The organism is Rothia santali (genome assembly GCF_024199905.1).
GTDB lineage: Bacteria > Actinomycetota > Actinomycetes > Actinomycetales > Micrococcaceae > Rothia > Rothia santali.
In genome coordinates this window covers 64,126-85,545 of the sequence record NZ_JANAFB010000013.1, presented here as the reverse complement: position 1 = coordinate 85,545, position 21,420 = coordinate 64,126, and the positions used below count along the sequence as shown (strand labels likewise).

Here is a 21,420-nt window from a genome sequence, read left to right as displayed (position 1 = left end):
CCCGCACGCCCCGCGTCCCGGGCCGGCGCCCCGGAGGACGCCTCGGACCCGCCGTCGGAGCGGTCGCGCCGCCCGGACTCGCGATCCTCGCCCTGGCCGGACCCGCGGTCCTGGCCCTGCTCGGCCTCACGGCCCTCGCCCTGCTCGGCCTCGGTCTCCGCGGCCACCGGCTCCTGGGTGCGGCGGCCGGAGTCGCCGCCACGCCGCTCGAAGGCCTCGCTGAGGGACTCGAGCGTGAACGCGCCCTGCTCGCCCTCCGGCTCCTCCTCGTCCTCGGCGTGCCCCTGGGGCAGGCTGATGACCTCGCCGTGCAGGTTCAGCACGAGGTCGGGGCCGCCGCGCTCCGAACGCTCGGACTCGGGGCCGCGGGCCTCCTCCTGGAAGCCCTCCTGGCGTCCCTTGTTCCGCTTGCGCCGCTTGCGCTTCTTCGCGGACCTCGACTCGCCGTCCTCCGGCCGGTGGGCCTCGGGGTGCTGGCCGCCGGTCTGCTCGCCCGGGGCGTCCTCGGCCTCGTCCGCGTGCTTGGACGCCGCCGCGATCGTGGCCACGGCGTTGCGGGTGGCCTCGGCGCGGGCGTCGTCCTGCTGGGGGCGCTGCTCGCCGCCGCCCTTGGCCTGCTGGCCGCGGTTGCCGCGGCCGCGCTTGCGGTCGTTCCGCTCGCCGCGCGGGGAGTGCTCGACGGCGAAGCCCCCGGTCCGGCCCTTGATGGGCTGGTCCTGGACGACGATGCCGCGCCCGGCGCAGTGCTCGCAGGGCTCGGAGAAGACCTCCAGGAGCCCCGTGCCCATCCGCTTGCGCGTCATCTGGACCAAGCCGAGCGAGGTGACCTCGGCGACCTGGTGCTTGGTGCGGTCCCGGCCGAGGCACTCGACCAGGCGGCGCAGCACGAGGTCCCGGTTGGACTCCAGGACCATGTCGATGAAGTCGATGACGATGATGCCGCCGATGTCCCGCAGGCGCAGCTGCCGCACGATCTCCTCGGCCGCCTCCAGGTTGTTCTTGGTCACGGTCTCCTCGAGGTTGCCCCCGGAGCCGGTGAACTTGCCCGTGTTGACGTCGATGACGGTCATCGCCTCGGTGCGGTCGATCACGAGCGAGCCGCCCGAGGGCAGGAAGACCTTGCGCTCGAGCGCCTTGGCCAGCCCCTCCTCGATCCGGTAGTGGTCGAAGAGGTCCTCCTCGTCCTCCCACTTCTCCAGGCGGCCGACGAGGTCCGGGGCCACGTAGGTCACGTAGGCCTCGATCGAGTCCCACGCCTCCTCGCCCTGGACCACCATCGAGGAGAAGTCCTCGTTGAAGACGTCGCGGACGGTCTTGATGGTCAGGTCGGGCTCCTGGTACAGCAGCTCGGGCGCGAGGACCTTGCTGGAGCTCGACCGCGACTCGATCTCCTCCCACTGGGCGCGCAGGCGGTTGACGTCGTGCGCCAGCTCCTCCTCGGCCGCGCCCTCGGCGGCCGTGCGCACGATGACGCCGGCGCCGTCGGGCAGCTTGTCCTTGAGGATCTTCTTCAGCCGGTTCCGCTCGGTGTCCGGCAGCTTCCGGGAGATGCCGGTCATGGAGCCGCCGGGGACGTAGACGAGGAAGCGCCCGGGCAGGGAGACCTGGCTGGTCAGGCGCGCGCCCTTGTGGCCGACCGGGTCCTTGGTCACCTGGACCAGGACGGAGTCGCCGGACTTCAGCGCGTTCTCGATCTTGCGGGGCTGCCCGTCCAGGCCGGAGGCGTCCCAGTTGACCTCGCCGGCGTAGAGCACGGCGTTGCGGCCGCGCCCGATGTCGACGAAGGCGGCCTCCATCGAGGGCAGCACGTTCTGCACCTTGCCGAGGTAGACGTTGCCGATCAGCGAGTCCTGCTGCGTCTCGGAGACGAAGTGCTCCGCCAGCACGCCGTCCTCCAGGACGCCGATCTGGATGCGCTCGTCCTTCTGCCGCACCATCATCTGGCGCTCCACGGACTCGCGGCGGGCCAGGAACTCGGCCTCGGTGATGACGTGACGACGCCGGCCGGACGCGCGGGACTCGCGACGACGTTGCCGCTTGGCCTCCAGGCGGGTCGAGCCCTTGACCGAGGCGACCTTGTCCGACGGCGGGGCCTCGGTAGTACGCGGCGCGCGGACCTTGGTCACGGTGTTGGGCGGGTCGCCCTCCTCCCCGCCGCTGACCTCGACGTCGTCGGTGCCGCGGCGCCGCTTGCGACGCCGCTTGCTCACGACCTCGTCCCCGGCCTCCTCCTCGGCCGGCTCGCGCTCCTGCCGCTTGGGCGGGGACACGGCCTTGATCTGCTCGAGGTCCGGGGCCTGGAACAGGACCGAGGGGGCCAGCGGGGATCCGGCGGTCGCCTCCTCCCGCGGCTCGGCGGACTGCGAGGCTCCGGTGCCGGGCGTGGTCTCGACGGGATCCGTCGTCGTGCTCTCGGTGCTTCCCTCTGTTTCGTGGTTCATCTGCGTTCGTGCACTCCTATGGAGGCCGGTTCCGACCCGCACCCCGGGACCCGGCCGGTATATCGGTCTCACCCCGTGCGTCGGGGCGACCGGAAGTCATCTTCTTACTCGGGCGGCTCTCGGGCCTCGCGAGGCGTCCCCGCGAGGGCGGCGTCCGAGCCAATGGGTCCACCGAGCTCCGCGTCGCGCTGGAGTCTTGTGCAAGGCGGTCTTCGTCATCCACGAGGGTCTGACGGGGTACTACGCCTGTCGGTGGCACATCGGGGGCCAAGCCGTGTGCGGCACGGTCCGGCTCCTCCCCCAGTATCGCACAGCTGCCCCGATTCGCGCCGATTATGGCGAAACTCAACGCACTCCCAGCTCGTTCCCAGGACGCGGCGGCTCCTCCCGGCGGCCTGCCAGGCGGGATCGTTAGGATGAAACGAGACGAACAGGCACCCGAGGAGCGGGAACAGGCGGGAGGACGAGCGCGTGAGCACACACACCACCACGAGCGTCGAGCAGGAGGGCGAGCGGGACCCCGGCTCGGACGTCGCGAGGGCGCGTGACCGCCGCACCGGGCTGCTCATGCTCGTCACCGGCGTCGTCGGCTTCGGCGCGGCCGCCATGCTGGTCTTCGAGCGGCTCCAGGTCTACCTCGACGCCGGCCACACCTCCAGCTGCGACATCAACGCGCTGCTCAACTGCGGGACGGTCATGCGGACCAACCAGGCGGAGGCCTTCGGCTTCCCCAACCCGCTCATCGGCATCGTGGCCTACGCGATCGTGCTCGCGGTGGCCGCGGCGCTGCTGTCCGGTGCGCGGTTCGCCCGCTGGTACTGGTGGTGCGTGCAGGTGGGGGTCACGCTGGGCTTCGTGTTCATCTGCTGGCTCTGGTACCAGACCACCTTCCAGATCGACGCGCTGTGCATGTACTGCATGATCGTGTGGATCGCGCAGTCGACGCTGTTCGTGCACGTGACCATGCGCAACATGAGGGCCGGGGTCATCCCCGTGCCGGAGCGGATCGCCGAGGTGCTCAAGGGCTGGTCGTGGTTCCTGACCCTGATCGTGCTGCTCGTCCTCTTCGGGATCATCTTCATCCGCTTTTTCACGGTGATCATGGGGATGTTCTAGGGCGGGGCGAGGCCCCGGGACGGCGGAAGGCCCCGTCCGGACCACGGGTCCGGGCGGGGCCTTCGTCATGCCGTGCGGCGTCGGCGCCGGGCCGGCGGGTCAGGCGAACCAGATGCCGATCTCGCGCTCGGCCGACTCCGGGGAGTCCGAGCCGTGCACGAGGTTCTTCTGGACCTTGGCGCCCCAGTCGCGGCCGAGGTCCCCGCGGATGGTGCCGCCGGGGGCCGTGGTGGGCTCGGACGGGCCGAGCAGGGTCCGCACGCCCTCGATCACGCGGTTACCCTCGATCACGGCGGCGACGACGGGGCCGGACATCATGAACTCCACGAGCGGCTCGAAGAACGGCTTGCCCTGGTGCTCCTCGTAGTGCCTCTCCAGGAGGGCGCGCTCCGGGGTGAGCATGGTCAGGTCGGCGATCCGGTAGCCCTTGGTCTCGAAGCGGGAGAGGATCTCACCGATCAGGCTCCTCTCGACGCCGTCCGGCTTGATGAGGACGAGCGAGCGTTCGGTCATGGGGATTCTTCTCCTGGGGTCGGGGTCGGCTCAGGCCCCACCTTAACATCCCCGCGCGGGGATCACGGCCCGGTCCGGTAGAGGCGCTCGAGCGTGACGCCGAGGCTGACCAGCACCGCTGTGCCGAAGGAGATCGTGCCGGCGGCCAGCACGGCGTCGTGCTCCCCGCCCCGCCCCGCGAGGCGCCCCAGGGCCTCGGGCAGGCCCAGCGGCCGCAGCCGCTCCGTCAGGCGCTCCGGGAGCCGGTAGTCCAGGTGGCCGCTGTCCAGGGTCACGAAGCGGTGCTCGAGGCCGCGGGCGTCGAGCCAGTCGGCCAGCTCCTCGACCGGCTTGGTCAGGGGCAGGGACCAGTACACCGCGGGGTCGGCGCCGAAGGCCTCCCGGGCGCGCCGCAGCGCGACCTCCCAGCCGGTCACGTCGATGCACGCGTCCACCATGACCCGCGCCCCGGCGGCGGTCCGGTACACCTGGCCGCGGCCCGGACGCTCGACCACGACGTCGGCCTCCCCCGCCGCGGCGCCCGGGCGGCTCCCGGAGGCGGCGCGCGGGCGCCCCAACGCCGCGGCGCCCGGGTGCCTCCCCGAGACGGCGCCCGGGTGCCCGGTCCCCGCGGTGCCCCAGCGTTCCGCCGCCGCCGCGGCCAGCAGGCGCCCCACAGCCGCGTTCTGCTCCGAGAACTCCCCCGCCGGCGCGATCCGCAGGGGCGCCCCGTGCCCGGCGCACACCCGCTCCAGCAGCGGCGCGATCCCCGGGGCCTGCGGCACGCTGACCACGGGCGCCGGCCCGTGGACCAGCCCGAACTTCTCGCGCGCGACGTGCTCCAGCGTGGGCCCGAAGACGTCCAGGTGCTCCCGGAGCACGCTCGTGAGCCCCACGGCCAGGGGGTCGAAGAGCGAGACCTCGTCCCGCGCGCCGCCGAGCCCGGCCTCGTGGACGACGACGTCGGCCCCCTCCGCCGCCAGCATGGCGTGCCCCAGCACGGTGAACAGGCCGGTGGGGGCGAGGTAGGTCCCGGCGGGCGGCGGCGCGGTGGCCACGGCGCGCTCGAGGAGGCCCAGCCACCGGTGGTAGGTCCCGGCGGGGACCACGCGCCCGTCGAGGGCGAAGCGGTCGAGGTTGCTCAGGATGCCGGGAGAGGTGACCAGGCCGGTGCGCAGGCCGGCGGCGGTCAGGTGGGCGGCCGCCGTCGTCGCGGCCTGGCCCTTGCCCTTGGAGCCGGTGACGACCACCGCGGGCACGCCCCCGGGCGGAAGCCCCGCGGCGCGCAGCAGCTCCCCCAGCACCGCGCGCGCGGCCTCGAGGCTGCGCGTCGCGTCGGCCGTCTTGGCGGCCCAGGAGCCGAAGACGGCGCGGGACTCCAGCGCGCGGTCGATCCGGGCGTCCGGGCGGACGGCTGCCGGACCCGCACCCGTCAGCCCCTCACGCGGTGCCGTGGCGGCGCTCCCACTCCTGCTCGGCCGCGAAGCGCTCGGCCTTCTCGCGGTCCAGGCGCACGCCCGTGACCATGGAGTACCACCAGGCGGCCAGGAAGCACAGGCCGATCACGAACATCGCCGGCACCAGGAACCCGGTGGCCACCAGGAGGATCTGCAGCACCCAGCCGACGGCGTAGCCGCCCGGCTTCCGCAGGAACGCGCACAGGACCACGAAGGCCGCCGCGAGCACCAGCCCGCCGATCATGGTCCAGACCCGCACCGCGAGGCTCGCCTGCAGCACCTCGAGCCCGAAGAAGGCGAGGGTGGCGAAGAAGACCACGAAGGCCTCCAGCAGCAGCACCGTCGAGGCGAACATCATCCGCACGGAGGCGGGCTTCTTGACCTGTCCCGGGCGCCATTCGCGCTGCGCCCTCGTCATGCGTCCCATCGTGCCCCTCCTACAGGCCCAGCAGCGTGCGGGCCTCGCCCACCACCGTGATCGAACCGGTCACCAGCACCGCGCCGTCGAGGTCGTCCCCGCTCGCGGCGTCCTGGACGGCCGCGGACAGCGCGTCGTCGAGGCGCTCGTGGACCTCGACGTCGTCCTCGTCGAACCCGGCGGCCAGCGCCAGCTCGGCGAGCCGCTCGGCCGGGATCGCGCGCGGGGAGGTCGAGGCGGTCACGTACAGCCGCGCGTCGAACTCCGTGGACTCAGCGTACCGCTCCCGCATGACCTCGAACATGCTGAGCGCGTCCTTGTCGTCCAGGATCCCGACCACCAGGTCCAGCCGCTTGGCCTGGAAGCTCTCCAGGACCGCGGCGGCCGAGGCGGTGATGCCGTGGACGTTGTGGGCGGCGTCGAGCACCACGGTGGGGTCGGTGCCGGCCACCTCCAGGCGGCCGGGCGAGGTGACCTCCTCCAGGCCGGCCCGGACCAGCTCCTCGGACAGCGGCCGCTCTCCCCCGCCGAGGAAGGCCTCGACGGCGGCGATGGCCAGCGAGGCGTTCTCGGCCTGGTGCGCGCCGAACAGCGGCAGGGCGAGGTCCCGGTAGGTCCCCGCGATCCCCTGGACCGCGATGACCTGGCCGCCGACGCCGGGCACGCGGTCGGTCACGCCGAACTCGACGCCCTCGAACCTGAACGGCGCGTCGTGGGCGCGGGCGGCGTCGAGCAGGATCTCGGCGACGCCGGGCTGCTGGACGGCCGAGACGAGGAAGCCGCCGTCCTTGATGATCCCGGCCTTCTCGGTCGCGATCTCCTCGACCGTCTCGCCGAGCATCCCGGTGTGGTCCAGGTCGATCGGGGTCACCACGGAGACCGCGGCGTCGGCCACGTTGGTCGCGTCCCAGGTGCCGCCGAGGCCCACCTCGAGGACCACGACGTCGACCGGGGCGTTGGCGAACACGGCGAACGCGAGCGCGGTCATCGCCTCGAACTCGGTCAGCGGGACCTCGCCGGCGGCCTCGAGGCGCTCGTCGACCATGAGGACGAACGGCCGGATCTCGTCCCAGGTGCGGACGAAGGTCTCGGCGTCCACCGGCTCGCCGTCCACGCTGATCCGCTCGGTGACCCGGGACAGGTGCGGGGAGGTGTAGCGGCCCGGGCGCAGGTCGTGGGCCATGAGCAGGCGCTCGACCATGCGGGCCGTGGAGGTCTTGCCGTTGGTGCCGGTCAGGTGGATCACCGGCGCGGCGTGGGCCGGGTCGCCGAGGAAGTCCATGGCCAGGCGCATCGCGTCCAGGCGCGGGGCCATCTGCGACTCCGGGGCGCGCCCGCGCAGCTCGGCGTAGACGGACTCGGCGGAGAACTGGGCGTCCATCGGGTCGGCCGGCTCGGGGGCGGGGCCGCCGGCGAGCTCCTCGGCCTCGTCGAGCTGCGTCAGCTCGTCGGCGATGAGCTCGTCCTCGGTGGGCCCGCCGGCCGGGTCGTCGTCGCGCTCCGGGTCGGCGCCGAGGGGCGAGAGCTCCTCGGGCAGGTCCGGCCGGCGCGGCTCGTCGTCCTCGCGGAAGGGCTGCTCGCTCATGCCTGGTCCTCGCTGTTCTCCGGTGCGGTGTGGTGGACCTCGACCGAGAGCGCGGAGCCCTCGGCGAGCTCGAGCTCCTCGCTCAGCGTCTCGCGGCGCACCAGCTCGGCGTTGAGCGCCACGGCCTCGCGGGTCGCGGCGTCGGCCGCGACGCGGGTGCGGACGCGGTCCGAGACGTCCAGCCCGGCCTCCTTGCGGGCCTGCTGAATCGCGCGCACGACGTCGCGGGCCACGCCCTCGGCCTCGAGCTCGGGCGTGAGCCGGGTGTCCAGGACGAGGAAGCCGCCGTCGATCACGGCCACGGCGTTCTCCGTCTCGGAGCCCTCCGCGACCACGGTCTCGAGCTCGTACTCGCCCTGCTCCAGGGCCAGGCCGCCCTCGACGACGTCGTGGCCCACCACGACCTCGCCGTCGCGGACCGTCCAGTCGCCGGACTTCGCGGCCTTGATCGCGACCTGGACCTGCTTGCCCAGGCGCGGGCCCGCGGCGCGGGCGTTGACCTTGAGCCGGCGGGAGATGCCGTAGTCCTCGGCGCTGGCCTCGGCGGCGTCGAGGATCGTGACGCTCTTGATGTTCAGCTCGCTGGCGACGATCTCGGCGAAGGTCGCGGTGAGGTCCCCGCCGCGGGGGGCCGCGACGGTCAGCGAGGCCAGCGGCTGCCGGACGCGGAGGTTCTGCGCCTTGCGCAGCGCGGAGCCGGCCGAGCAGATGGAGCGGGTGATCTCCATGAGCTCGATGAGGTCGTCCTCCTCGGCGAAGGCGCCCGACGCCGGCCACTCGGTCAGGTGCACCGAGCGCCCGCCGGTCAGCCCGCGCCACATCTCCTCGGTGGTCAGCGGCAGCAGCGGGGCGGCCACGCGGCACACGGTCTCGAGGCAGGTGTAGAGCACGTCGAAGGCGTCGATGTCCTCGGCGAAGAACCGCTCGCGGGAGCGGCGCACGTACCAGTTGGTCAGCGCGTCCACGTAGGTGCGCAGGTGCTCGGAGGCGGCCCACACGTCGTAGTCGTCGAAGGAGACCGTCATGTCACGGATCAGCTGCCGGGTCTTGGCGAGGATGAAGCGGTCCATGACGTGCTCGGACACGTGCGTGGTGCGAGCCTCGTACCCCCGGCCGTCGAAGGAGGCGTTGGTGTAGAGGGTGAAGAAGTTGTACACGCTCCACAGCGGCAGCATGACCTGGCGGACGCCCTCGCGGATGCCGCGCTCGGTGACCACGAGGTTCCCGCCGCGCAGGATGGGCGAGGACATGAGGAACCAGCGCATCGCGTCGGAGCCGTCCCGGTCCAGGACCTCGGAGACGTCCGGGTAGTTCTGGAGCGACTTGGACATCTTCTGGCCGTCCGAGCCCAGCACGATCCCGTGCGAGATGACGTTCTTGTACGCGGGCCGGTCGAACAGGGCGGTGGCGAGGATGTGCAGCGTGTAGAACCAGCCGCGGGTCTGGCCGATGTACTCCACGATGAAGTCCGCCGGGTAGTGGCCCTCGAACCACTCCTTGTTCTCGAACGGGTAGTGGACCTGGGCGTAGGGCATCGAGCCGGAGTCGAACCAGACGTCCAGGACGTCGGGCACGCGGCGCATCGTGGACTTCCCGGTGGGGTCGTCCGGGTTGGGCCGGGTCAGCTCGTCGATGAAGGGGCGGTGCAGGTCCGGCTCCCCCCGCTCGTTCAGCGGCAGGCGGCCGAAGTCGGCCTCGAGCTCGGCGAGCGAGCCGTAGACGTCGGTGCGCGGGTAGGCCTCGTCGTCGGAGACCCACACCGGGATCGGGGAGCCCCAGTAGCGGTTGCGGGAGATCGACCAGTCGCGGGCGTTCTCGAGCCACTTGCCGAACTGGCCGTGCTTGACGTTCTCCGGGATCCAGTTGATCCGCTCGTTGAGCTCGACCATGCGGTCCTTGAACTCGGTGACCGCGACGTACCAGGAGGTGATGGCGCGGTAGATGAGCGGGGTGCGGCAGCGCCAGCAGTGCGGGTAGGAGTGCACGTAGGACTTCTCGCGCACCAGCACGCCCTGGTCCTTGAGCGCGTTGATGATGGTGCGGTTGGCCTCGAAGGCCTGGACCCCGGCGATGCCCGCGAGCGGCGCCCCGGCCGCGAGCGACTCGTCGGCGAACAGGGGCAGGAAGGCCGCCGACTCGTCGACCGAGAGGATCACGGGGATGCCGTACTCCTCGCAGACCCGCTGGTCGTCCTCGCCGTAGGCCGGCGCCTGGTGGACCAGGCCGGTGCCGTCGGTGGTGGTCACGTAGTCGGCCACCACGACCTGCCACGCGTCCTGGGTGTTCCAGACGGCCGCGTCGGTGAAGTAGTCCCACAGGGGGCGGTAGCGCAGGCCCTCGAGCTGTGCGCCGGTCCAGCGGCCGGTCACGGCGTCGGCGATCGCGGCGGCCGGGTCCTCGGCCTCGCCGTAGCCCAGGTCCTTGGCGTAGTCGGCCAGAAGGTCCTCGCCGAGCACGAACGTGGTGCCCGCGTGCTCCCCCGCGCCGGCCACGGCGACGTAGCCGATCTCGGGGCCGACGGCGATCGCCTCGTTGGTGGGCAGGGTCCAGGGCGTGGTGGTCCACGCCAGGAGGCGGGCGCCGGCCAGCTCGCGGGCGACGGCCGGGTGCTGGGCCCGCTCCGCGTCGTCGAGCACCTCGAAGGCCACCGTCACGGTGGGGTCCTGGCGGTCCTTGTAGACGTCGTCGTCCATCCGCAGCTCGTGGTTGGACAGCGGCGTCTCGTCCTTCCAGCAGTACGGCAGGACGCGGAAGCCGCGGTAGGTCAGGCCCTTCTCGTGCAGCTGCTTGAAGGCCCAGATGACCGACTCCATGTACTCGACGTTGAGCGTCTTGTAGTCGTTCTCGAAGTCCACCCAGCGGGCCTGGCGGGTGACGTACTTCTCCCACTCGTCGGTGTACTTCAGGACCGAGGAGCGGCAGGCGTCGTTGAACCGGTCGATGCCCATGCCCTCGATCTGCTGCTTGTCCGTCATCCCGAGCTGCTTCATGGCCTCGAGCTCGGCGGGCAGGCCGTGGGTGTCCCAGCCGAAGCGGCGCTCGACCTTGTGGCCGCGCTGGGTCTGGTAGCGGGCCACCAGATCCTTGACGTAGCCGGTCAGGAGGTGGCCGTAGTGGGGCAGGCCGTTGGCGAACGGGGGGCCGTCGTAGAAGACGAACTCGTCGGTGTGGCCCTCGCCGTGGTCGCGCTGGTCGATGCTGGCCTGGAAGGTGCCGTCCCGCTTCCAGTACTCCAGGACCGCCTCCTCGAGGCGGGGGAAGGACGGCGAGGCCGGGACGGAGTCGCCGGGGGCGGCGGAGGCCTTGGGGTAGTGAGTGCTCACGTGAGGATCCTGGTTCGACGGCGGTGCGTTCAGATGCCTGTCAGGACGCCCCCGTGCGGGAGCGCGGTACCACCTCACTTGCCGGGGCCGAGAGACCCCGCGGGGCCGGAGACCGGCCACCGCGGGAGATTCTCTACGGCCTCGACCGCTTCGTTCACGGCTGTCTCGGGCCTGCCCGTCCGGTTCTACTGGGGCTGTATCTATTCCGTGGGAGTCCCGCGCCGCGGCGCTTCGGTGGGACACCACAGGTACTGCCTGTTCTTCCGGATTGCTCGCCGGTGATTGCCGGGTCGTCGCACTGTGTCTCAGTCTAGGCAGTCCCCAGCACCCTGTCTAACCCCCGCGCCCGGCGTCGGTGACCGCGGGACGGCTCCGGGGCGCCCCCGGGGGCCCGCGGTGGTGCCGGTGCGCCCGGGGCACCCCATCATTTAGTGCGCGGGCGGCGCCGGGGGGCCCGCGGCGCGACCGGGTGCGTGTCGAAAGATGACCAACGACTCACCGGCACCCTCGAGGCCCCGGGCGGGCGCGTCCGCCCCCTCGGGAGGGCGTCAGAGCAGCGACAGGGCCGGGAGGACTCCGGCGGGGGCGGCGTCGGGCCCCTCGCCCGTGCGGGCCAGGCGTGCGACCTCGCCCACCACGATCACGGCCGGGGCCGCGACGCCCCGCTCGCGGGCCTTGCGGGCGATGTCGCCCAGCGTCCCCACGGTGACCCGCTGCTGCGGGGTCCAGCCGCGCTCCACGATCGCCACGGGAACCTCGGGGCCCCGGCCGGCGTCCATGAGGCGCGCGGCGGTCCGCTCGAGCCTGCTGACGCCCATCAGCAGCACCAGCGTGTGCTCGACGCTCGAGGGCACCTGCTCGATCTGGTCGTGGGCCGTGACGACGCTGAAGCCGTGCGCGAGCCCCCGATGCGTGACGGGGATGCCCGCGGCCGCCGGCACGGAGACCGCGGAGGTCACGCCGGGCACCACCTCGACCGGGACGCCGCGCTCGAGGCAGTGCTGCTCCTCCTCGGCACCCCGGCCCAGGACGTACGGGTCCCCGCCCTTGAGGCGGACCACCCGGGCGCCGGCGTGGGCCTCCTCGACCAGGATCTCGTTGATCCGCTCCTGCGGCACCGGGTGGAAGCCGGCGGTCTTGCCGACCTCGACGACGCGCGCGCCCTCCCGCAGGTGCCGGAGCACCTCGCGCGGGCCGAGCCGGTCCGCGACGACGACGTCGGCCCCGGCCACCAGGAAGCGCCCCCGGACGGTGAGCAGCCCGGGGTCCCCCGGGCCGCCGCCCACCAGGGCCACGGTCCCCGGGGCCTGGCGACCGGGCGCGTCGGCGTCGTCGCGCTGCGGCACGACCGGGGCGTGCCCGCTCTCCAGCGCGGCGGCGACCCAGGCGGCGACGTCGCGCGCCCGGCGGGGTCCCGGCCGGCGTTGACGGCCACGTCCACCCCGTGCGCGGAGGCCCGGGCGGGCACGTGGGCCGAGGCGCGCGCGGCGTCGCCGCCCTTGACGCAGAAGATCCGGCGCTCCTCGGCCGCCGCGGCGACCGCGTCCTGCACCGCGGGGAGGTCGGTGTGGGCGAGCGCGAGCCAGGCGCCCTCGAGGTCCGCCTCCTCGAAGCCGCGGCGGTGCCAGGTCAGGCGGCCCGCGGCGGCGAGCGCCTCGAGCTCGGGGCGGGCTGCGGGGGCCACCAGGGTCACGTCCGCCTCCTCGGCGAGGAGTCCGTCCACCCGGCGGGCGGCGAGGACTCCCCCGCCGACGACGAGGACGCGCTTGCCCCGGAGGTCGAGGCCGAGGGGGTAGGTCATGATCTGCCTTCCGTGGGAGGGACGCGGGGCCGGCGGAGCCGGGAGGTGCGGGGTCGCGGGGCGGGGAGTCGCCCAGGGCGGCCTAGGCCAGCCAGTCCTCCCCGGCCCCCTCCGCCTCGGGGGCCTGCGGGGCGGCGATGCCGGCCGCCAGCGTGTCCCCGGAGCGGGGGTCCACGACCAGGAACGCGCCGGTCTGCCGGTGCGCCTCGTAGTCCTCCACCGGCAGCGGCGCGGCGGTGCGGAGGCGCACGGTCCCGATGTCGTTGAGGTTCAGCCGCTCGGCGGGCTCGTGGGAGAGGTCGGTCAGGCGCAGCCGCGAGCCGACCTCGGTCACGAGCGCCTTGACGGTCGCGGTGCCGTGCTTGACCAGCACCTTGGCGCCGGGGGCCAGCGGCTGGACGTCGAGCCAGGCCAGGCTCGCCGGGAACTCCGCGTGGCCCGCGGGGACCGAGTCGGCCGCGGCCAGCAGGGAACCGCGGGTCAGGTCGAGCTGGTCCGCGACCTCCACGGTCACCGACTGCGGCGAGCGGGCCTGCTCGACGGCGCGGGAGCCGACCCACAGGCCGGTCACCTCGGTCGTCGCGCCCGTCCCGGCGACCGCGACGCGGTCCCCGACCCGGACGCCGCCGGCCGCGATCTGCCCGGCGTAGCCGCGGAAGTCGCGGAACCGCTCGGCGTCGGCCCCCTCGGCCAGCCCGCCCTGGGGGCGGATCACGGTCTGCACGGCCAGGCGGAAGGGCTCGGCCAGCTGCAGGGCCCGGTCACGGTCGGGCAGGGTCTCGAGGAGGCGCAGCAGCGTCGGCCCCTCGTACCAGGGGGTCCGCTCGGAGGGCAGCACCACGTTGTCCCCGCGCAGCGCGGAGACCGGGACGACGTGCGGCTCCTCGACGCCGAGGCCCTCGGCGACCCCGCGGATCTCCTCCTCGATCTCGGCGTACCGGGCCGCGTCGTAGTCGACCAGGTCGATCTTGTTCACGGCGACGACGACGTGCGGCACGCGCAGCAGCCGGGCCACGGCCAGGTGCCGGCGGGTCTGCTCGAGCACGCCGTGGCGGGCGTCGACCAGGAGGACGACGGCGTCCGCCGTGGACGCCCCCGTGACGGTGTTCTTGGTGTACTCGACGTGCCCGGGGCAGTCGGCGAGGACGAAGTTGCGGTGGTCCGTGGCGAAGTAGCGGTAGGCGACGTCGATGGTGATGCCCTGCTCGCGCTCGGCGCGCAGGCCGTCGGTCAGCAGGGCGAGGTCCAGCCCGCCCTCGCCGCCGCCGAAGCCGCGCTCGGCGGAGGTGCGGGCCACGGCGTCGAGCTGGTCGGCCAGGATGGCCTTCGCGTCGAAGAGCAGCCGGCCGACCAGGGTCGACTTGCCGTCGTCCACGGAGCCGGCCGTCGCGAAGCGCAGCAGGGTGCGGGGGCCGGCGCCGGCCGCCGCGAGCGTGTCGGTGGGGGCGGCCGAGGCCGCGCGCGTGTCGGTGGTGCTCATCCTAGAAGTACCCGTCCTTCTTCCGATCCTCCATGGCCGCCTCGGAGATCCTGTCGTCCGCGCGGGTGGCCCCGCGCTCGGTCAGGGTCGACACGGCGACCTCCTCCACGACCTCGGCCGGCGTGCGCGCGCCCGAGGCCACCGCGCCGGTGCAGGACATGTCCCCCACCGTGCGGTACCGCACCGTGCGGGTCACGACCTCCTCGTGCGGCTCGGGGCGCGAGACCTCGCCCACCGCGCGGATCATCCCGTCCCGGAGGAACGTGGGCCGCTCGTGGGCGTAGTACAGCTCCGGCAGCTCGACGCCCTCGCGCTCGATATAGCGCCAGACGTCCAGCTCGGTCCAGTTGGACAGCGGGAACGCGCGCACGTGCTGCCCCTCCCGGTGCCGCCCGTTGTACAAGTTCCACAGCTCGGGGCGCTGGTGGCGGGGATTCCACTGGCCGAACTCGTCGCGCAGGCTGATCACGCGCTCCTTCGCCCGGGCCTTGTCCTCGTCGCGGCGGCCCCCGCCGAACACGGCGTCGAACCGGTTGCTCGCGATGGTGTCCAGCAGCGGCACGGTCTGCAGCGGGTTGCGGCTGCCGTCCGGGCGCTCGGAGAGCTCGCCCCGGTCGATGTAGTCCTGCACCGATCCCACGACCAGCCGGGTCCGCAGCCGCTCGACCGCCCGGTCGCGGAAGTCCAGGACCTCGGGGAAGTTGTGGCCGGTGTCGATGTGCACCAGCGGGAACGGGATAGTGCCGGGGAAGAACGCCTTGGCCGCGAGGTGGGCCATGACGACCGAGTCCTTGCCGCCGGAGAACAGCATCGCGGGCCGCTCGAACTCGGCCACGACCTCCCGGATGATGTGGATCGCCTCGGACTCCAGCAGGTCCAGGTCGGTCAGGACGGGGAACGCGTCCCGGTCCGCGACCGACCCGGTCCGCGTCCGCTCGGTGGTGGTGCTCACTGATCTGCTCCTCGGGTGTGATGCCTCGGGGTGATGTTTCGGGGTGACGCCCGGCATGTGGACGCCGGGTGGTGCGGCCGGCGGCTCGCGCGGAGCGGGCCGCCGGCGCCCACAGGTCGGATCGCGGCTACAGGTGGATGCCGCACTCGGTCTTGGCCTGGCCGGACCAGCGGCCGGCGCGGGGGTCCTCCCCCGCGGCGACCCGGCGGGTGCAGGGCGCGCAGCCGATGGACGGGTAGCCGTCGTACATCAGCAGGTTGACCGGCACCCGATGGTCGTTGGCGTAGCCGACCAGCTGGTCGAAGGTCCACGGGGCGAGCGGGTTGACCTTGATCAGCCCGTGGGTCTCGTCCCAGGTCACCAGCGGCGTGTGCGTCCGGGTGGGGGCCTCCTCGCGGCGCACTCCGGTGAACCAGAGCCGGTAGCCGCTCAGGGCCCGCTTCAGCGGCTCGACCTTGCGCATCCGGCAGCAGGCGGCCGGGTCGGTCGCGAAGAGGTCCTTGCCGTGCTCCGCGTCCTGCTCGGCCACGGTCAGCTCCGGCAGGACGTCGACGACGTTGACGTCCAGCGCCCGCTGCACCTCGTCCCGGGTCGCGTGCGTCTCGGTGAAGTGGTAGCCGGTCTCCAGGAACAGGACGTCGACGCCGGGCAGCCGCTCGGCGACCACGGCCGGCAGGACGGCGTCGGCCATCGAGCAGGCCACCGCGACCTCCCCCACCGCGAAGTTCCGCGCGACCCAGGCCACGACCTCCTCGGCCGGGGCGTCCCAGCCGAGCTCCTCCGCACCCGCCTCGGCGAGCGCCCGCAGCTCCTCGGTCCCGGCGGGCGCGGTCATACCAGCGCCTCCTCGTCCGCGCTCTGCGCCCAGTGGGCGAAGGTCTCCTCGCCGTCGCGGCGCTCCAGGTAGGTGCGCACCAGCCGCTCGACGTACTCGGCGATGCCGTCCGCCGGCACCTTGAGCCCGCGCACGGTCCGGCCGAGCTCGCCCTGGGCGTCGTTGGCGTGGTTCGCCAGCCCGCCGCCCAGGTGCACCTGGAAGCCGGGAGTCTGCCCGCCCTGGCCGTCGGGGATGATCTGGCCCTTGAGCCCTATGTCCGCGGTCTGGATGCGGGCGCAGGAGTTGGGGCAGCCGTTGATGTTCAGCGTGAGCTGCCCGGGCAGCCGGTCCGCGACGTCGGCCAGCCGCTCCTCGAGCTCCTCGACCGTGTCCTTCGCGGTGGCCTTGGTCTCGACGATCGCGAGCTTGCAGAACTCGATCCCGGTGCAGGCCATGGTGTCCTTGCGGAACAGCGAGGGCTGGGCGGTGAGCCCGAGCCGCTCGGCGCCGGCCACGAAGTCCGCCACGCGGTCCTCAGCGACGTCCAGGACGACGAGCTTCTGGTACGGCGTCGTGCGCACCCGGGCGGAGCCGGCGGCCTCCATGAGGTCGGCCAACTCGCGCAGCATCGAGCCGCTGACCCGCCCGACGACGGGGCTGAGGCCGACGTAGAACCGGCCGTCCTTCTGCCGGTGCACCCCGACGTGGTCCCCCGTGACGGTGGGCTTGACGGGCGGGGGGCCGTCGGGCAGCTCGTAGCCCAGGTACTCGTCCTGGAGCACCTGGCGGAACTTCTCGGGGCCCCAGTCGGCCAGGAGGAACTTCAGCCGGGCGCGGTTGCGCAGGCGGCGGTAGCCGTAGTCGCGGAAGATCCGGATGACGCCGTGCCAGACGTCGGCCGCCTGCTCCGGGCGGACGAAGGCGCCGAGCCGTTCGGCCAGCCGCGGGTTGGTGGACAGCCCGCCCCCGACCCACAGGTCGAAGCCGACCCCGTGCTCGGGGTGCTCGACGCCGACCAGGGAGATGTCGTTGATCTCGTGGACGACGTCCTGCGAGGGGTGCCCGGTGATCGCCGACTTGAACTTGCGCGGGAGGTTGTCGAGCTCGGGGTCGCCGATGAAGCGCTCCTTGATCTCGTCGATCACCGGCGTGGGGTCCAGCAGCTCGTCCTCGGCGACGCCGGCCAGGGGCGAGCCGAGGATGACGCGGGAGACGTCGCCGCAGGCCTCGGTCGTGGACAGGCCCACCGACTCCAACCGGCGCCAGATCTCCGGGACGTCGCGGACGTCGATCCAGTGCAGCTGGATGTTCTGGCGGTCGGTCACGTCCGCGGTGTCGCGGCCGAACTCCTCGGAGATGCCGGCCACGGTGCGCAGCTGCTCGATGCTCAGGCGCCCGCCGTCCATGCGGACGCGCATCATGAAGTAGCGGTCCTCGAGCTCGTGCGGCTCCAGCGTCGCGGTGCGGCCGCCGTCGATCCCCGGCTTGCGCTGGGTGTACAGGCCCCACCAGCGGAAGCGGCCGTGGAGGTCGTCGTCGCTGATCGCGTCGAAGCCCTCGCGGGCGTAGCGGTTCTCGATCCGCTCGCGGACGTTGAGCCCGCCGTCCTCCTGCTTGAACTCCTCGTTGTGGTTCAGCGGGGCGGTGCCGTCCACCTTCCACTGGCCGTTGGGCTTGCTCGCGCGGCGCGGGCGGGCGGCGCGGGGCGCCCCCTCGCCGGCCGGGGTCAGCCGCTTGCCGGCGGGCTGCTCGCCCGGCTGGTCTGCCACGGGATCCTGTGTGTTGCGTGCCATGCCTAGAACAATAGGAAGTTCCGGCGGGCGGAGGAAGCGGGCCTCAACGTGACACAACACGGAGTCTCGCGAGGTCACAAAACTCCGCGCGGGGCGGGACCGGGCCGCCGGCACCGTCCGGGGCGGGCGGATTCGGCCGCCCGCCCGCGTGGGCCGGCCGCCCGCCGCAGGTCGCCTACCGGTGGGTGCCCTCGAAGAAGCGGTGGGCGCACTCGGCCGCCCGCGAGACCGCGAGGTCGGCCACCACGGCCATCCCCTCGGCGTCGCCCTCCACCAGCAGCGGGGGGCTGACCCGGTCGGCGCCGGCGTCGAGCAGCCGGTCGTAGAACGTGCCCGGGGCCAGCAGGTAGGAGGAGATCGCGACCGACGCCGCGCCCTCGGCCCGGGCGGCCGCCACGGCCTCCCCGATCTCGGGCAGGACCGCGGCGCCGTAACCCAGCGACACGGGGACCTCGAGGACCTGGCTGAGGTAGTCGCGCTGCGTCTCGGCGTCGCTGCGCCCCGAGAGCACGCTCGAGCCCGCCACGCCCATGACCACATGCTCCCCCGGCTCCCAGCCCGCCTCGCGCAGGCGCCGCGCCTGCAGGCGCGCGAGCCGGACCGAGGGCCCCAGCGGGTCCGCGACCATGACCTCGTGCTCCGGGTCCTCCTCGTCCTCGACCGGGAAGCGGTGCGCGGCGCGCTTGAGGTCCACGCGCGTGTGGAAGCCGGTGGACAGCAGCAGGGGGACGATGACGCCGGAGGAGCCGGGGTCCAGCGCGGCCACGACGTCGCCCACCTCCGGCTGCTGGACGTCGACCGAGCACCCGTGCACGGGCGAGTCGACGTGCCGCCCGATCTCCTCGATCAGGGCCGCGACGGCGCTCTGCCCCCGGGGATCGCGGGTCCCGTGCCCGCAGGCGACGAGGTGGAGGTGGTTCAGTACGGAGATGTCCATGGCCTGCCTTCGGTAGCGTGTTCCGGACGCGGTCACTTGCGCGGGGCCTACCGCGCCACCGGGCTGCCCCGCGGCGTCGGCACCCCGTACCTCAACCCTAGCGAGGCGAGGGCCCGGTGTGGAGGGCATCACGCATCGGGCACGCCGCGGCGTCGCCCCGCCCGCGGCGTGAGAGAATGCCGTCCATGGCTGAAAACACCCCGGGCACAGACGCGCCCGCCACCGTGACCATTCCCGAGAAGCCCGCGCTCGAGGGCCTCGAGGAGAAGTACTCGACCGCCTGGCGCGAGAACGGCACCTACTCCTTCGACGAGGACACCGTCCGCGCGGACGTCTACTCGATCGACACGCCCCCTCCGACGGCCTCGGGCTCGCTCCACGTCGGGCACATGTTCTCCTACACCCAGACCGACGTCATCGCCCGCTACCAGCGCATGACCGGCAAGAACGTGTTCTACCCCCTCGGGTGGGACGACAACGGCCTGCCCACCGAGCGCCGGGTGCAGAACTACTACGGGGTGCGCTGCGACCCCACCCGGCCCTACGTCGAGGGCTACCGCCCGCCGGAGAAGCCCGCCAAGAACCAGCGCGACTGGGACGTGGTCTCCCGCGAGAACTTCATCGAGCTGTGCGAGGAGCTCGCGGTCGAGGACGAGAAGGTCTTCGAGCACCTGTTCATGACGCTCGGCCTGTCCGTCGACTGGGACCGCACCTACCGCACCATCGACGCCCGCTCCCGCAAGGTCTCCCAGCTGGCCTTCCTCAAGGACCTCGAGGGCGGCAACGCCTACCTGGCCGAGGCCCCGACCATGTGGGACGTCACCTTCCGCACCGCCGTCGCCCAGGCCGAGCTGGAGGACAAGGAGCGCGAGGGCGCGTACCACCGCATCGCCTTCCACGGCCACGACGGCGCGAAGGTCTGGATCGAGACCACCCGCCCCGAGCTCCTGGCCTCGTGCGTGGCCCTGGTGGCCCACCCCGAGGACGAGCGCTACCGCGAGCTGTTCGGCACCACCGTGACCTCCCCGCTGTTCGGCGTCGAGGTCGAGGTCAAGGCGCACGAGCTGGCCCAGCCCGACAAGGGCTCCGGCATCGCCATGATCTGCACCTTCGGCGACACCACCGACGTCACCTGGTGGCGCGAGCTGGACCTGCCCACCCGCGCGCTGGTGGGCCGCGACGGCCGCTTCGCCCGCGAGACCCCCGAGTGGATCACCGACGACGCCGGCCGGGAGCGCTACGAGCGCCTGTCCGGCGCCACCGTGTTCTCCGCCCAGAAGGCGGTCGTCGAGATGCTCGCCGAGACCGGCGAGATGGAGGGCGAGCCGAAGCGGATCACCCACCCGGTGAAGTTCTACGAGAAGGGCGACAAGCCGCTCGAGATCGTCACCTCCCGCCAGTGGTACATCCGCAACGGCGGGCGCGACGCCGAGCGCCGCGAGACCCTGCTCGAGCGCGGCCGCGAGATCTCCTGGCACCCCGGGTTCATGCGCTCGCGCTACGAGAACTGGGTCGAGGGGCTCAACGGCGACTGGCTCGTCTCCCGCCAGCGCTTCTTCGGCGTCCCGATCCCCGTCTGGTACCCGCTGGACGCGGAGGGCGAGCCCGACTACGCCCGCCCGCTGCTGCCCTCCGAGGCGCAGCTGCCGGTGGACCCGGCCTCCCAGGCCCCCGAGGGCTACGCCCCCGAGCAGCGGGACCAGCCGGGCGGCTTCGCGGCCGACCCGGACGTGCTGGACACGTGGGCGACGTCGTCCCTCACCCCGCAGATCGCGACCGGCTGGGCCGAGGACGAGCGGCTCCACGCCGCGACGTTCCCGATGGACCTGCGCCCCCAGGGCCACGACATCATCCGCACCTGGCTGTTCTCCACGATGGTGCGCGCCGAGACCCTCGCCGGCTCGGTCCCGTGGTCCCACACGGCCCTCTCGGGCTGGATCCTGGACCCGGACCGCAAGAAGATGTCCAAGTCCAAGGGCAACGTCGTGGTCCCGAACGACGTGCTGGAGAAGTACGGGGCCGACGCCGTGCGCTACTGGGCCGCCTCGGCCCGCCTGGGCGCGGACACGGCCTACGACGAGGGGCAGATGAAGATCGGCCGCCGCCTGGCCATCAAGCTGCTCAACGCCTCGAAGTTCGTGCTGATGCAGGGCGTTGACTCCTCGGCCGTGATCGGCCGGGGCGCGACCGCCGCGACGGTGACCAACGGGCTGGACCGCTCGCTGATCGCCCAGCTCGACGCCGTCGTGGCCGCCGCCACCGAGGCCTTCGAGAACTACGAGTACGCCCGCGCGCTGCAGCTCGCGGAGTCGTTCTTCTGGACCTTCACCGACGACTACGTGGAGCTGGTCAAGGACCGCGCCTACGGCGCCCGGGGTCCGGAGGAGCAGGCGTCGGTGCACGCCGCGCTCGCCACGACCCTGGACGCGCTGCTGCGGCTCTTCGCGCCCTTCCTGCCCTTCGCGACCGACGAGGTCTGGTCCTGGTGGCGCGAGGGCACGGTGCACCGCGCCGCGTGGCCGAGCACCGAGGGCTACGCGGAGATCGCCGCGGCGGGCGACGCCGAGGTGCTCACCGTGGTGGGCCGCGCCCTGTCCGGCCTGCGCAAGTCCAAGTCGGAGGCGAAGGTCAAGCAGCGCACCGAGGTCCTGAGCGGCACGGTCTCGGCACCCTCCGAGGTGCTGGGCCGGATCCGCGCCGGCCTGGAGGACCTCAAGGCGGCCGGCAACGTCCGCTCCCTCGACCTCGCCGAGGGCGGGGAGGAGATCCAGGTGGCCGACGTCGCACTCGCGACCGAGGCCTGATCGC

14 protein-coding genes and 1 pseudogene are annotated in these 21,420 nt (G+C 73.0%); 2 read left to right on the top strand and 13 right to left on the bottom strand.

Annotation, left to right across the window (positions count from 1 at the left end; all coding sequences use genetic code 11):
- Window positions 1-2,441 (bottom strand): Rne/Rng family ribonuclease (locus NBM05_RS07190; RefSeq protein WP_254166150.1); only part of this gene is annotated, 2,441 nt, incomplete at its 3' end.
- Between the two features lie 471 nt (window positions 2,442-2,912).
- Here NBM05_RS07190 and NBM05_RS07185 point away from each other — a divergent pair.
- Window positions 2,913-3,557, top strand: a complete 645-nt coding sequence (locus NBM05_RS07185) for a vitamin K epoxide reductase family protein (RefSeq protein ID WP_254166149.1) — start codon at window positions 2,913-2,915, stop codon at window positions 3,555-3,557.
- Between the two features lie 99 nt (window positions 3,558-3,656).
- On the opposite strand, the gene ndk is transcribed toward NBM05_RS07185, so the two are convergent.
- The 12 genes and pseudogenes from ndk to NBM05_RS07125 all read right to left on the bottom strand — a co-directional run bounded on the left by ndk (window position 3,657) and on the right by NBM05_RS07125 (window position 18,612).
- Window positions 3,657-4,070 carry a nucleoside-diphosphate kinase gene (ndk, locus tag NBM05_RS07180; protein ID WP_254166147.1) on the bottom strand — a complete coding sequence of 138 codons (414 nt, stop codon included), beginning with the start codon at window positions 4,068-4,070 and terminating at the stop codon, window positions 3,657-3,659.
- A gap of 62 nt (window positions 4,071-4,132) precedes the next feature.
- The gene (locus NBM05_RS07175) at window positions 4,133-5,353 is read right to left on the bottom strand and encodes a folylpolyglutamate synthase/dihydrofolate synthase family protein (protein ID WP_254166145.1); all 1,221 of its coding nucleotides are present in this window, start codon (window positions 5,351-5,353) and stop codon (window positions 4,133-4,135) included.
- Between the two features lie 136 nt (window positions 5,354-5,489).
- Window positions 5,490-5,924, bottom strand: coding sequence for a DUF4233 domain-containing protein (locus NBM05_RS07170; protein WP_309248133.1), 435 nt, complete (start codon window positions 5,922-5,924; stop codon window positions 5,490-5,492).
- A gap of 19 nt (window positions 5,925-5,943) precedes the next feature.
- Window positions 5,944-7,305: a bifunctional folylpolyglutamate synthase/dihydrofolate synthase gene (locus tag NBM05_RS07165; protein WP_254166156.1), complete on the bottom strand. Its 1,362-nt coding sequence runs from the start codon at window positions 7,303-7,305 to the stop codon at window positions 5,944-5,946.
- A gap of 200 nt (window positions 7,306-7,505) precedes the next feature.
- Window positions 7,506-10,832 carry an isoleucine--tRNA ligase gene (gene ileS / locus NBM05_RS07160; protein ID WP_254166141.1) on the bottom strand — a complete coding sequence of 1,109 codons (3,327 nt, stop codon included), beginning with the start codon at window positions 10,830-10,832 and terminating at the stop codon, window positions 7,506-7,508.
- A gap of 548 nt (window positions 10,833-11,380) precedes the next feature.
- Complete coding sequence (gene cobA / locus NBM05_RS07155; RefSeq protein WP_254166140.1) at window positions 11,381-12,178, bottom strand: uroporphyrinogen-III C-methyltransferase; 798 nt, start codon at window positions 12,176-12,178, stop codon at window positions 11,381-11,383.
- A 137-nt stretch (window positions 12,179-12,315) separates the two neighbouring features.
- A pseudogene (locus NBM05_RS07150) lies at window positions 12,316-12,633 on the bottom strand (precorrin-2 dehydrogenase/sirohydrochlorin ferrochelatase family protein); the annotation flags it as partial.
- Between the two features lie 82 nt (window positions 12,634-12,715).
- Window positions 12,716-14,113, bottom strand: coding sequence for a sulfate adenylyltransferase subunit 1 (locus NBM05_RS07145; protein WP_254166139.1), 1,398 nt, complete (start codon window positions 14,111-14,113; stop codon window positions 12,716-12,718).
- A 1-nt stretch (window position 14,114) separates the two neighbouring features.
- Window positions 14,115-15,122: a sulfate adenylyltransferase subunit CysD gene (gene cysD, locus NBM05_RS07140; RefSeq protein ID WP_373689307.1), complete on the bottom strand. Its 1,008-nt coding sequence runs from the start codon at window positions 15,120-15,122 to the stop codon at window positions 14,115-14,117.
- A 70-nt stretch (window positions 15,123-15,192) separates the two neighbouring features.
- Complete coding sequence (locus NBM05_RS07135; protein ID WP_254166138.1) at window positions 15,193-15,900, bottom strand: phosphoadenylyl-sulfate reductase; 708 nt, start codon at window positions 15,898-15,900, stop codon at window positions 15,193-15,195.
- Window positions 15,897-17,675, bottom strand: coding sequence for a nitrite/sulfite reductase (locus tag NBM05_RS07130; protein ID WP_254166137.1), 1,779 nt, complete (start codon window positions 17,673-17,675; stop codon window positions 15,897-15,899). Before NBM05_RS07130 ends, NBM05_RS07135 begins: the two co-directional genes overlap by 4 nt.
- A gap of 175 nt (window positions 17,676-17,850) precedes the next feature.
- Complete coding sequence (locus tag NBM05_RS07125; RefSeq protein ID WP_254166136.1) at window positions 17,851-18,612, bottom strand: sirohydrochlorin chelatase; 762 nt, start codon at window positions 18,610-18,612, stop codon at window positions 17,851-17,853.
- 185 nt (window positions 18,613-18,797) lie between these two features.
- Here NBM05_RS07125 and valS point away from each other — a divergent pair, with 185 nt between their 5' ends.
- Window positions 18,798-21,416: a valine--tRNA ligase gene (gene valS, locus NBM05_RS07120; RefSeq protein WP_254166135.1), complete on the top strand. Its 2,619-nt coding sequence runs from the start codon at window positions 18,798-18,800 to the stop codon at window positions 21,414-21,416.
- Window positions 21,417-21,420 lie beyond the last annotated feature (4 nt).